Below are 13,054 nucleotides of genomic sequence, written 5' to 3'. Positions count from 1 at the left end.
TCACAACTCCCAATCAATATCCTTGAGTGCAACGCTATCCATACCGACGAGAGGAAGATGGAACCGCCAACGCTGCTGGTCTGAGTCAACCAACTCCACGCTCTCAGCCTCATCCTCGTACACATGGAGACCCGCCTCACGGGCCATCCCTAACCAAAGAGAAAATGTCTCCAGGTCATGTGTAGGCGGCAGCAAAGCTGCTAGTTCTCCAAGGCTTAACGGCCTTCCCTGTTGAGCCAAGACCGACAGGGTTTCGCGGATGAGCGCATTTCGATCCAACCCATCAAATGCATCCCAAAAGTCCGCATCGATTTCGTCTAACCCAGCTGAAACAACATCTAGATTCAGCTCTGCATCCGCGCCCGTACTGACGTCTTTAAACCGCAGGCGCTCAACAGACGGGATGCCCGAGATCGGAATCCCGATAGGAGGCAGTGGCACAGCTTTTCGACGCTGGCTTTGGCGCTGCCAATCCAACCCCAGCGCAGCATTGAAAATGTCGTGGAGCAGTTGGCCAACGCGATGGTGCTCAAGGGCAAGCCCGGTCTTCATGAAACCTTTGACGTCCCTCTCGCTGCGCGCTCTTGCCTGGAGCACTGACTGAGACTCTTGGACCAGTCGCAGGACTAGCCACCGCATTTCTTTCTGCTGGCTACGCTGGAGCGCTTTGGAAGCAGCAGGATGCCGAAGAATCGTTCGGACCCGCGCACGCATATCGTCCAGTTCAATGGACTGTCGGAGCTGCTGCTGGAAGCTATCGAACACCCGCCCTTCAGGTGTGCTCAATAGCGAGTCTTGTCCATCGAGCAGCAGATCGACTATGTCGCCACGGTGGTACTGCTCGCTAATGATGGATTGGCGAAGCGCTCTATCTGCGTCGCGCCAAGAGTCCTCGACCCTCCTGAAATCAGCGCGCAGGCTGGTCGCCAGGCTGTATACCTCTCGAATTCCCTCGATAGCCTGGGCCTCATCAAGAACGACAATGTGGCCTGCTTCAACTTGCTTCAGCTCAAGCTCGAGATCGTGAATTCGACGACGTAGGCTGGCGATGCGGCCAGCAGGGCTGGGGTTCAGGTTGGTCTCGAGATTCTCGATTTCGCGCTGTACGACAGACAAACGCGACGCCGTAGACGTCATCATTCGGCTGTCTAGCGACTCTACAAACTGAATTGCGACCTCTAGAGCATCGGTTGCATAAACTCTGCCTTCACGCTCGACGATCAATCGCCGCTTGATCCATTCCCGCAACTCGCGCCCCGCCTGGAGCTGGACGTTGTCAGCATCGATCTCGAATAGCTCTTGGCTTGCATAGCTGGACAACAGCTCTGACAAGCCTTGCAGCGCATCCTCTACAACGATTCCATCGTTGGCCCTTTCGAATAGAGTGCGGAGACAGCTAAGGACCAGAGGCGCTCTTCGGGAGGCCAGAAGCAGCCAAGCCGGATGCTGGCTACGAGAGGAAACATAACGTTCGGTAAGGTGCTGAGTACTCTCTTCCATGTAAGTCTCTCGGCCGAATCAACTACCACTCGAAATGACACCTGCTATCTGGCGTCCGAGCCTCGAACTGAACCTCGTCGCTACCCACAGCTCCCGCACAAGCGGTTCTTGCTATGACGAGCCAAGAAAGTTCTCCTTGATGCCCGGTTCTCCAATCACGTTCAAACTGTTGCCACTGCGAATACGCTTGTCTTCCGCTTAGCTGGCTTTTTTGGTGCGGCGGCGTTGAGGAACATCACCACCTCAAGTGCTCGGATCGGGGACTCACATCGACCAGCGCCATTCTGAGACTAGCCGTTCACGCCCATCTGGCATCGGAGCCTAGCCGGCGTGGAATGCGCACCGTCAAACACCCTGACCACTCATTTCTCAGCTCGACTACCCAGTTGAACGAGATGACTGTGCAAGGTCTCACTCTACCACCTTGCTACGCCCAATAATGGCGTCTCAGAATCCGGCCATCAATGAATATAGGTTTGACATTTATCAAACAAAATCGAAATTTCCTGGCCGACAGCCCCTCCCCTCTATTGCATTAACAAGGTAAAAGCTATGGGCCTACAGCAACAGAAGAATGGCGCTCCTCTGGAAGGACACCTCGGGCCTGAAAAGCATTAAACTCCGAGCCAGTGCGCCCCACTACTTAACTGATTCTCAAGCCCAATCTCAGAGCCTCGCGCACTCACCCTCTGTGTAGACTGGCAATCCAACTTGGTCAGCAGACATGAAAACTGTAGATACTGTTTCAGCCGCTTTAAGGGAATATATTTCAAACGCTGAAGAGCATGAGTTCCTCAGAGATCATGACGCCAGATTCGAAAAAATAAGAACTTCGGTAAATAAAAAATCAGCCGACCTGCGTCCTCCACTTAACGTAATATCTAAACGCCTTTACAAGATAGCCGACCACTCCTTTTACTGCCTAGAGCTTTTTCAATACAAGTACTATTTACTAGCAAAGGGAATACTTCACGCCCTAGAAAGCAATAACCCACTGTCACTGGCAAACAATTGCCGTTCACTACTAGAGCAGATAGCCACGCTAAATTATTGCATGCAAGCCGTCGAAGAGATGATCAACAACCTGAAGGACCAAGGCACGCTAGATAAAATCAACAATATAATTTTAAAAGCAGAGACGACCCTAAAGAGAACCTATGCTGGCCAAGGAAGTAAAAAGGGTATCCCTAAAGAAGAGGAAGCCATCCATGTAAGCTCCTCAATAAAAGAACTGCAGAAGAAAATCAACGACGCAGAAAGCGCGTATGACTATCTATGCGAATTCGTCCACCCAAATCATGGAAACAACCTACTGATTTCCAGCGGAGTGATAGGAAAGGGAATTATAGGGAGCCGCGGAAATTCAGACGAAGCCATAAAGAGGATCGCATCTATCAGCTACAATCTCTTGGATTTTAGCCGAAACGTGAACAGTATCGCTTACCCTTACCTTACTTGGCAGACGCACCACTATGTAGAAATCTGCCTCCAAAAAGGAGCAAAAATCACCAACGTCTTTTCAACTAAAAGGCCAATCCCTCAAGGCGACGGACGCTCAAAAGAAACCGCGTTCTTCTTTAAAAATGCGAGAACAAGCCAAGAAGCAACAAATTTAAGCTACCAATATCTCATTGAAACCGGGCACAGCATCGACCTTCAAAAAAAGATAATTGGAGGCATCGAAAAGGAAAACGGAAAACTATACATTTATGACAACTGGAAAACCAATTCCGGCACAATCTGGTTCAAAATCCCAGGACACGAGGGCATTTAACAAATCTCCCATTAAAACTCATCACCATAGAGTCCATCACTTCCCAGCGCCAACTCGAAAAATCTTTATTCTCTCTGACGATGCTGTATCGAGCCATAAGGCGCCAGATTCAACTCCCGTTCATAGCGACAACAAGAAAATTTGCACCAGCACGAAAATCATATAACTCAGTCAGCATGATGCGATGGATCATGCTGACTGAGTTAGGATGCAAACCATGTTCTATGGCGAATAAGCCCACACACCACGACTACTATTCAACAGGAATCGATGGGTCGTCGAATTCAACATTATCAACCCTAGCCCTCAGCGCAAACTCAAGATCCTTCGCCTGTTGTGACCAATTTATATTCGCGGCCGACTTACTGCCATGAGCGCTGAGTTTACCAAGCCCCCTAAGAGTCCACGGAAGAAAATTCGCTATTACACCGTTAACAAACGACACGAAATCTTCGAACATTGTCTCTACAGTTTCCGGCATCGCCTTCGAGGTCTTCTTACGCAGCCCTTCAAATATCAGGCGTAGACTTTTCCTCAACAGCAGACCTTCCAATACCTCTTCGATATTGCTAGCTTTAACAACATTCCTATGATTATCCCTCTCGAATATCATCTGCAACGTCGTATTTGACTGCTCTGGCACCGAACTAAACCGCCTCAAAATCTCGCTATAGAGCCCCGCGCCGACCTCAAAGGATTGTTCGGAAAGAAACTCCATCATTAACCTGCATGTCCCAGGCGAGAACCCACTTAGGTTGGCCGCCCGACCAAAATCTGTAAGCCTTATCGGACTATTAACAACTGCCATTGCTCCGCCTGGCTGCTGATCATCCAGAATTGATTGTGCAGTCTCAGACAAGATTCTTTTTACGTTCTGTTTGCCATCGGTCTGCCCCGCATAAGACGCGTTAGTCAATTCCGATACTATATCTTCGGAATTGGGATGCTCTGCAATACACGCAAGCAGCTGCGCGCTAATGGTTGCCTCTAAGAAACTCTTCCCCTCAGGTGGATTTTCACGCCAATTCCCTCCCATGGTCGACGCTAGAGGCGATGATGCAAACATGACTTCCTCCAAGCGCTGTTTGATATTTCGCCTATTCTGAAGGGAAGGAGGCCCCATTAGGTTTTCGAAGAGAATTGTATCGCCTTCGGAAAACGCACCTGCCCTACCGCAACGACCCGCAATGTTGCGAAATATCATCGACTTCATATCCGTCCCGGTATCGCGCATGCTAGTAAGCCAGTGAGCGACAATGGTCCACCGGAACGGAAGATCTGCGCCTTCAGCGAGCGTAGTTGTAGCGCAAACCACCGACAACACACGCTCGCGAGTCAATTTTTCTATATCGCGCCGCACATCGAAAGGCAATGATGCGTTGTGGTACGAGACTCCACGCTTAAGACACTCAACGAGAAAGTCTAAATAGGGGTAGCGTTCAAGAATGCTAGCAGCAATCCCCGCCACTTCGTCATCCTCGACTTCCTCGCGACCGGCTAGCAATTCTCGAGCGAGTAATCGTGTGTCAACCTTTCTTGGGCAGACGATCAGACCTGGCGAACCCAGTCGACTCAAAAGATCTCGTGCTATCGCACCGACGTTGGCAGCTGCGCTCTTCTCGTTAGGTTTGGGGAATTGAGCTGGTGTAATTTTTCCCGGCAGGTTGATTCTAATAGGCTCAGAGATCTCTGACGTTGGCCTCTCTTCCGCAGGGCGGAGTGTATCTGTCCCATGAATCCAATACATGTCCCCATTCGCGCGGCACATAGCCAATCGACGAGCAGTAGGCCTCCACCCGATTTGGTGTAGATCCTGTGCTGTCACACCAAGCCAAGCGCAAACCGCCTCTGGCTCTGTCAACACAGCCGAGAGCCCAATAATACGCAGCTTTGAATTAGTCCGCTGTAGGAGTCGAATCCGTGAAATAAGACCCTCCACGCGCGCACCCCTGGCCCCATTTTCTAAAATATGAATCTCATCGAAGATTACAGTTCGAAGCCGGTCAATATCTTCTCCAGCACGAAGCCAACCGTCAAACCTTTCTGGAGTAGCAACAATAACCTCGCCCTCAGCGAAACTACTAACAGCCTCGGATTGAAATCCGCCAAACATCGGGATAACAGGGAAAATTTCGCGAAGACGATTCTCGAGCGAGCTTCTAACTTGCTCCCCTACGGCAACGTACGGAGCCACATAGACACACAAGCCATTATCAGCCAAATCGGCAGCGATGCATGCTTCAGCAATAAAAGTTTTGCCTGTGCTCGTCGGCAGAGTTAATAGTGTATTACGTCTATGCTTAGCAATCCGCTCTTTACTCAGAAGAATATGCTGCGGTGGCAGCAGAGTTACCATGCCACTTTTAATAGTATTTCTGACGAACCCATACGGAATTTCTGATGCAGCATCTAGCAGATTAATAGTCGCTAATCGTTTGGCTTGGTAAGCGGCCATCCGCCCTCCAAGCAATAATGCACCCTCCGCGAGGGTTCCAGCCATGGATACTTGAGAAAATATTCTGAGCGCGGATGCGAATGCTTCGGCGCGAGCTGACACGGAGCTGTGGTAGAAAGTTCGTTTCCAGAAGCGTCGAAACCTCTTGAACTCAGCCTCATTTGAGCCATTTATCTCGTCCGACTCATATCTAACATCGTAACTAGAGGGTTCGCAAATGGCTGCAACCATGCGAAAAACCTGACTCTTCCTGATATAGCTCGGATCGACATCAGCCAGTACAGCACGAGCACTTGGAAAATTACCGTGCATAGCAAAAGCGAGTGCAGCATAAAACGAAAGATCGTTTAGATCTTCATCAATCGATAGATTCTCGTCACCTAGCAGGTCGTCAAAATCATCGTCCACGGGACGTTTTTTAGCCTGCCGTAAGTGCTGTGCCGTTGACTGCAAAATCCGAGCTGCAGCTACCAAAGGTCTCGCTTTGCTTTCATCATCAAGAGCCTCAAGTGTCTCTTCGTCCACGCGGATTTGAAACGCATTAATGCACTTCAAAGCAGTCGCTACATCAACCGGATCCTCGGTTGGAAACGTTGGTTCGACTCCCCTAGCCTTTGCCGCGGAGGAGGCAGCGCTGTCGAGAAATCTGACAGACTCAGGGAGCTCGCTCATGGCATAGTACTTCCGTTATTGGAAAGATGAACAAGGCAGTTAATGAGGTTATCTATTGCGATACTCCAAGGCTCAATAGTTTTCGCCCCCCATCCTTGTTTCTTAATCTTCTCGGCGACAGCATCCAATGCGGTAATCGCCGCAGAGTCTCCTACTGTGCGATCATGCACTAAGGTTGGTAAAAGCCGAATGCCTTTACAGTCCTTCGCTTGAGGTAAGAAAAGCCTACTCACTCGTTCAAGCTCGTCTTCCTCAAACTCATGCACAACCATCAGGTAGCCCATCAGCCAGTTGTGCCTTTGGCCTAAGGACCCTGCGACGGCCGCTTTGCCTAGTAGCTTTTTGTAGTCCTTAACGAGCTCATTAGCATAGGTAAGACGGGGAGCGCCAGTAGTCTTAACTTCCATTATGTAAAGACGATCCTTACTCTCGTCCCCCCCTGGATCTAAATGGACGATGGTAATATCCAGCCCAGTCGGAGCACCATCTTGATGGGGAGTCAGTGCCCCCATAAGTGCGAGCGTATACCCATTTTTCTTACCAGATAACCCACTAGCATGCGCGACTCTAGCCGACAGAAACTCGCCGAGATTTCCCTTTCGGCCGGTGGTTAGAGTGTCTTTCGTGATTTTCGCCGGCCATTCTTTTGTGACTTTATCAAGCTCGGCATATATCCATTTGTAAAATGCTGAGCAATCGGGATTTCCCCGAATAAGCTGTATCGGCCATCCATTAGACGATGGCGAGGAAATCTTTGTAAAAGCCTTTGGCATCACACTCCCTGTCCAGCACATGGCCGTTGCAATTTGGGCAAGGCCTTCTGCCACTATCATAACGCGATAGCTGTGGTTTTTTTACTAGCCAATGCGAGAATTCACCTCATGACACTCGGGAGTTTCTCAATGCCCTATACAGACACGCCAAACGCTTCGCCACCTCCGCTACACGTGGACCACGATCGCTCACTCGTCTGGCTGTTTCGAGTTTGACCTCTTCGGGGCCACGCTAGTTGCTCATGGCAGCTTCTGATGAACCTCATTATGAGGCTCGGAGGTGTCTACGAAATTAGGGGCGATTCAGGCCTTTCAGCTATCCACCCTAATAATCTAAAGCTAACCAGCGCTAAAAAAAGATTCAACAAGCAAAGCGCCTTCCCTAGACAACTTATACTCAAGTGAATTTCTATTATTGTTTCTCATGAAGCGCGCACTAGATATATATTGCCGACACTCAAGAAGCCCGCGTTCCAGCAGATCCGGAAAATAACTAGCCGGAGAACACTGGAGCCATATACCCAAGCCACTAGGCCGCACCCACCCTCCATTAGAGTAAAGTACCTGAAGAATCCTCACCTGATCCTCACTGAGCCCTTCCATTACACCCCTTGAAACCTCACAGCCATCCAAATTAAAGTAGAAATCATGGGACTATAAAAATGCAATCTCAATGAAGAATCTTCGCCCCATCAAAACTCATGCCATTTGCCCAATAGTTCTACGGAACCGCCAAAGCGCCGAGAGGAAAAAGAGCAGCCCAATAGCAAATATAAGTACGAATTGCCCCCAGACTATCGAGATCCCTGCCCCACGAAACAGAACGGCCTGGGCCAACGAGACAAAGTGCGTTGTTGGGGCCAACAGCATGATATTCTGAACTAATGCAGGCATGCTCTCCCTAGGTGTCGTCCCTCCCGACAATATTTGCAACGGAATTAGTATTATTATAACCAACAGCCCCAACTGTGGCATCGACCGCGCGACAGTCCCTAAAAATACCCCCATTGAAGTGGTAGCAAAAAGATGTATAGCTGCGCCTATCAAAAATAGCCAAACCGAACCATTGAGTGGAACGCCAATCCAAGAATGCACGACTAGCAGCAAAGAAATAGCCGCAGCTATTAGAACCACAAGTCCCATAGACCAAATTTTTGCCAGCATGATCTCAAACGCGGTCAACGGCATTACCAATAGATGCTCAACAGTTCCATGCTCACGTTCCCGAATAAGCGCAGCCCCCGTGAGAATTATGGATAGCATGGTAATTTGGTTTACCACTTCCATAACCGCACCAAACCACGTCTGAGTTAAATTAGGGTTGAACTCCGCCCGCACAGCCAGCCTTGCCGACATCGACGGATCACCACGATATCGATTGATGAATTCCCTAACCTCGGTATCAACAATGTTCTGTATGTACCCGGCTCCAGAGAAGGCTTGAACCGTCTGAGTCGCATCAACATTCAACTGAATCTTCGGGTTTCGCCGAGCAAGTACATCTCGCTGGAAATCAGGAGGAATATCAAGCGTAAAGCTATACAGCTCTGTATCCATCCCGCGATCCATTTCAGCCTGATTAATTTCGGAGGGAGTCCGAAAATAAGGAATTTGGAAGGACCTGATTATCTGCTTAGACAATTGAGATTGATCCTCATCGACTACAGCAATAGATGCATTATGCAGAGTCTCAGGAACCCCTGTTGCGGAGCTGTACACTCCAAAAGAAAAAGCCCAGGCAATAAGGATCAACATCGCATAGTCTCGACCTAGACTACGAAACTCCTTAACACCAAGATTAAAGATATTTGCAATCTTCTTCATGGCTCAATCTTCCTGTTTCTTCAGGAAGTACACACTAAGCAAAGTCAGCACCACTGCCATCACCACCAGAGGTAAGTAGTAAACCCATAGCTCGGCGAACCCCAATGCCTTGGAGAAGGCGCCACGACTAATAATCAGGAAGTGCGAGGTCGGGTATAGCCTGCCAATTAGGGCAGCGACACCCTCTAACGAGGACACAGGGTGTATCAGACCGGCAAACTGGATGGCCGGGATCATAGTAGCGATGGCGGTGCCAAATACTGCGGCGATCTGGCTCTTCATGAAAGTCGAGAGCAGCAGGCCCAGTCCCGTGCTGGTCACCACGTAGAGGAAAGCGCCGACCAGCAGCGCAAGGAAACTACCCTTGAGCGGCACCTGGAACAGCAGCACAGCCATGGCCAGCATCAGCACGAAGTTGATCATGCCCATGCCGATATAAGGCAGTTGCTTGCCGAGGAGAAATTCCAGGCGCGTCACCGGCGTGACGTAGAGATTGGTGATCGAGCCCAGCTCCTTCTCGCGCACCACGCCCAGGGCAGTGAGCATCGCCGGGATCATGATCAGCAGCAGAGGAATCACTGCAGGAACCATGGCTTTAAGGCTTTCTACGTCCGGGTTATAGCGATAGCGCACCTCAGTACTAGCCACCGAACTAGCTTCGGCATTGCCACTCTCACGCGCTAATTCAGCCAAGTAACTTGAATGCAGCCACTGAATGTAACCCTGGACTGTCGTGGCCCGGGTGGGCATGGCTCCATCAATCCAGACTCCAATAATCGGGGCATTACCCCGCTTAAAGTCACGACCGAAGTTCGGTGGAATTTCTAGCGCTAAACTCAACTCCCCACTACGTAAACGCTGATCGAGTTCATCGGGGGTTTCGATAGGCGAATGCTCGATGAAGTAACGTGAGCCTGCAATATTGAGAGCATAGTTTTGACTAGTGGTAGTTTGATCGCGGTCGAGTACAGCAAAGGAAAGATTCTCTACGTCTACGTTGATGCCGTATCCGATGATGAACATCAGTAGCGCGGTACCCAATAGCGCCAGAGTCAGGCGGATCGGGTCACGGCGCAGCTCCATCGCCTCGCGGCGCGCGTAGCTGAACAGACGCAGCCAGTTGAAGCGGTCGCTACCCTTGTATCTGGTTGGTTCAGCTGACTTTTCTGGTGCGGGCGAGGTTTCGACTACCGGCGCGCTGCCGGCCGCCTCTTCCAAGTAGGCGATGAAAGTGGCTTCCAGCGTCGGCAGGCCGCGCTTGTCGATCAGGCCCTGCGGGGTATCGCTGTCGAGCACCTTGCCGGCGTGCATCAACGAGATACGGTCACAGCGTCTGGCCTCGTTCATGAAGTGGGTGGAGATGAAAATGGTCACACCGTCGTTGCGCGACAGCTCCACCATTAGTGCCCAGAAGCCGTCGCGGGCCACCGGGTCGACGCCCGAGGTCGGCTCGTCGAGGATGAGAATTTCCGGCTTGTGGATTACTGCTACAGCCAACGACAGGCGCTGGCGAATGCCCAGCGGCAGGCTGTCGGGCAGTTCGCCGCGGACCTTGCCGAGGTCGAAGCGCTCGAGCATCTCCTCAACCCGTGGGCCGATCTCGTCGGCCGGCAGATGGAAAAGCTTGGCGTGCAGTTCGAGGTTCTGCAGCACCGTCAGCTCGGCATACAGCGAGAAGGCCTGGGACATGTAGCCAACCCGTCGGCGAGTCTCCATGTCATTGGCGTCCACTGGCTGGCCGAACAGCGCGCAGCTGCCCTCGCTGGCCGGCAGCAGTCCGGTGAGCATCTTCATGGTGGTGGACTTACCGCAGCCGTTTGAGCCGAGGAAACCGAAGATCTCCCCGCGCTCGATGCGGAAGCTCACATGATCCACAGCGACGAAATCGCCGAAGCGGCAGGTAAGCCCCTCGGCCTCGATGGCGATCTGCGGCGCACCCTCGCTCCGCTCGCGCGGCGGGATCACTAGCTCGTGGTGGCCGGCGCGCTTGCGCTCCGGCAGTAGCGCGACGAAGGCAGCCTCCAGGCTTTGCGTCGCCGTGCGCTCGCGCAGCTCGGCCGGCGTGCCAGTCGCGAGTACCTTACCGTCGTCCATCGCCACCAGGATGTCGAAGCGCTCGGCCTCCTCCATGTAGGCGGTAGCCACCAGCACGCTCATGCCCTGGCGGTCGGCACGGATGCGCCCGATCAACTCCCAGAACTGGTTGCGCGACAGCGGGTCGACGCCGGTAGTGGGTTCGTCGAGGATCAGCAGATCGGGGTCGTGGATCAACGCGCAGCACAGCCCAAGCTTCTGCTTCATACCCCCGGAGAGCTTGCCCGCCGGGCGCTCGGCGAAGGGCGCAAGCCCGGTGCTCTGCAGCAGGTCGGCGATGCGCCGCTCGCGCTCGGCCTTGTCATGGCCGAACAGGCGACCGAAAAAGTCGACGTTCTCGAACACCGAGAGCGTCGGGTAGAGATTCTTGCCCAGGCCCTGGGGCATGTAGGCGATGCGCGGACACACCGCACGACGGTGGCGGACGTCGCGCATGTCGCCGCCAAGAACCTGGATTTCACCCTCCTGCATCTTCCGCGCACCAGCGATCAGCGCCAGCAGGCTGGACTTGCCGACGCCATCCGGACCGATCAGTCCAACCATGCGGTTGGCCGGGATGTCCAGACTGATGCCCTCCACCGCGTGAGACTTTCCATAGCGCAGCGAAACGCCAGCCAGACTGGCTACCGTCTGTGCATCAATCATTGTGGGACCTTGATCTGCAGAAAGGCGGGCCACTCAGCCTGCGGGGCGAGACGCAAGTAAGCCATGCCCGGTACGCCGGTCTTCACGTAAGTGACGTATTTCTCCAGCAGCGCCGGATCGAGGCGCGCCTTGACGCGGAACATCAGCTTCTCGCGCTCGTTAGCAGTCTCCACGGTCTTGGGGGTGAATTGCGCAACGCTGGCCACGTAGGACACCTTGGCCGGAATCACGTACTGCGGTAACGCGTCGATCACCAAGCGCACTTCCTGGCCGAGCTCGACCTTGCCGGCCTGGCCCGAGGGAAGAAAGAAGGTCATGTAGACGTCGGCCAAGTCGACCATATCCAGCAACTTGCCGCCGGCGGCCAGCACTTCGCCCGGCTGCGCGACGCGATACTGCACACGGCCGCTGCGCGGCGCCTTGAGCAGGCTGTCGTCAATGTCCGCCTGCAGCCGAACAGTGCTGGCGGTAGCCGCTTCGATGGCTGATTGCGCCTCGATCACCTGGGAGCGCGCGGCGGCGATGCCGGCCTGAGCCGAAACCACCTGCGAGCGCGAAGCCGCCAACGCAGCCTGGGCGCTCTGCATCACGGCGCGATCATCATCGAGTTGCTGTTGTGGCAGGGCGTTGCGCTTGACCAGCTGCTCGGTACGACTGAAGCGTTTCTCTGCGGCTGTGAGTTCAGCCTGACGCTGCGCCACCACGGCCTCCGCGGTGGCCTTCTCACTCGTCCGCTGGGCAACCAAAGACTCGGCGGTGGACTTCGCATTCTGCGCCCGACGCACCTCGGCTTGAGCCTGGGCCAACTGAGCTTCGAGAACCTGAGTATCCATGCGCGCGACCACTTCGCCGCTTTTGACGAAGTCGCCCTCATCAACGTTGATTGACGCGACTCGACCAGGCAGTTTGGTAGCTACATCTACCTCGGTAGCCTCTATTCGCCCGTTGGCAGCAGCAAACTCTCTACCAATAGCACTAGGCCTAAGCATTACCCAAACAAGAGCAACAACCGCTATGCAGACTAGAAGTAAGCCGACACGGGGCAGCCATTTTTTACCCAATTTCATCTCTTGCCCCAAACCAAATCAAAAAACAAACGAAACATGCAATCGCCCCTACAGAATTAATTTATAAAAACAATCTAATTATCAAAAATACAAACTACAACACCCTCCGAAGACCGGCCGAAATCAATCGACTCATTGCCACACAAATTAAAATCACTAGACACAGAGCCGCTAGTCAGCTCTATTGCCGCACAAGAGCTAATCAAGTCATCAACACGCCAGCAACGTCCCCTGACACCAAAAAAAATGT

7 protein-coding genes are annotated in these 13,054 nt (G+C 52.6%); 1 reads left to right on the top strand and 6 read right to left on the bottom strand.

The window, feature by feature from the left end; genetic code table 11:
- The gene (locus JHD77_RS03025) at positions 1–1,500 is read right to left on the bottom strand and encodes a DUF3375 domain-containing protein (protein WP_078451188.1); all 1,500 of its coding nucleotides are present in this window, start codon (positions 1,498–1,500) and stop codon (positions 1–3) included.
- A 724-nt stretch (positions 1,501–2,224) separates the two neighbouring features.
- Here JHD77_RS03025 and JHD77_RS03020 point away from each other — a divergent pair.
- On the top strand, positions 2,225–3,274 hold the full coding sequence (locus JHD77_RS03020) for a hypothetical protein (protein WP_124101426.1): 1,050 nt from the start codon (positions 2,225–2,227) through the stop codon (positions 3,272–3,274).
- Between the two features lie 253 nt (positions 3,275–3,527).
- Here the strand turns inward: JHD77_RS03020 and JHD77_RS03015 are convergent, their stop codons facing one another.
- The 5 genes from JHD77_RS03015 to JHD77_RS02995 all read right to left on the bottom strand — a co-directional run bounded on the left by JHD77_RS03015 (position 3,528) and on the right by JHD77_RS02995 (position 12,804).
- Positions 3,528–6,401, bottom strand: coding sequence for a DEAD/DEAH box helicase (locus JHD77_RS03015; RefSeq protein ID WP_031690886.1), 2,874 nt, complete (start codon positions 6,399–6,401; stop codon positions 3,528–3,530).
- Positions 6,398–7,174, bottom strand: coding sequence for a hypothetical protein (locus JHD77_RS03010; RefSeq protein WP_078451187.1), 777 nt, complete (start codon positions 7,172–7,174; stop codon positions 6,398–6,400). Before JHD77_RS03010 ends, JHD77_RS03015 begins: the two co-directional genes overlap by 4 nt.
- Before the next feature lie 699 nt (positions 7,175–7,873).
- Complete coding sequence (locus tag JHD77_RS03005; protein WP_031690885.1) at positions 7,874–8,998, bottom strand: ABC transporter permease; 1,125 nt, start codon at positions 8,996–8,998, stop codon at positions 7,874–7,876.
- A 3-nt stretch (positions 8,999–9,001) separates the two neighbouring features.
- Complete coding sequence (gene rbbA, locus JHD77_RS03000; protein WP_031690884.1) at positions 9,002–11,737, bottom strand: ribosome-associated ATPase/putative transporter RbbA; 2,736 nt, start codon at positions 11,735–11,737, stop codon at positions 9,002–9,004.
- Positions 11,734–12,804, bottom strand: coding sequence for an HlyD family secretion protein (locus JHD77_RS02995; protein WP_031690883.1), 1,071 nt, complete (start codon positions 12,802–12,804; stop codon positions 11,734–11,736). The genes rbbA and JHD77_RS02995 overlap by 4 nt, the downstream gene beginning before the upstream one ends.
- Positions 12,805–13,054 lie beyond the last annotated feature (250 nt).

Origin of the sequence: Pseudomonas sp. P20, from assembly GCF_016463925.1 — a bacterium.
In the GTDB taxonomy this organism is placed as follows: domain Bacteria; phylum Pseudomonadota; class Gammaproteobacteria; order Pseudomonadales; family Pseudomonadaceae; genus Pseudomonas; species Pseudomonas aeruginosa.
This window is presented reverse-complemented; position numbering and strand designations above follow the sequence as displayed.

Excerpts from the sequence above, each read along its gene's own strand:
- JHD77_RS03005 (WP_031690885.1), bottom strand. The coding sequence starts at position 8,998 with ATGAAGAAGATTGCAAATATCTTTAATCTTGGTGTTAAGGAGTTTCGT.
- JHD77_RS03010 (WP_078451187.1), bottom strand. The coding sequence starts at position 7,174 with ATGCCAAAGGCTTTTACAAAGATTTCCTCGCCATCGTCTAATGGATGG.
- rbbA (WP_031690884.1), bottom strand. The coding sequence starts at position 11,737 with ATGATTGATGCACAGACGGTAGCCAGTCTGGCTGGCGTTTCGCTGCGC.
- JHD77_RS03015 (WP_031690886.1), bottom strand. The coding sequence starts at position 6,401 with ATGAGCGAGCTCCCTGAGTCTGTCAGATTTCTCGACAGCGCTGCCTCC.
- JHD77_RS02995 (WP_031690883.1), bottom strand. The coding sequence starts at position 12,804 with ATGAAATTGGGTAAAAAATGGCTGCCCCGTGTCGGCTTACTTCTAGTC.
- JHD77_RS03020 (WP_124101426.1), top strand. The coding sequence starts at position 2,225 with ATGAAAACTGTAGATACTGTTTCAGCCGCTTTAAGGGAATATATTTCA.
- JHD77_RS03025 (WP_078451188.1), bottom strand. The coding sequence starts at position 1,500 with ATGGAAGAGAGTACTCAGCACCTTACCGAACGTTATGTTTCCTCTCGT.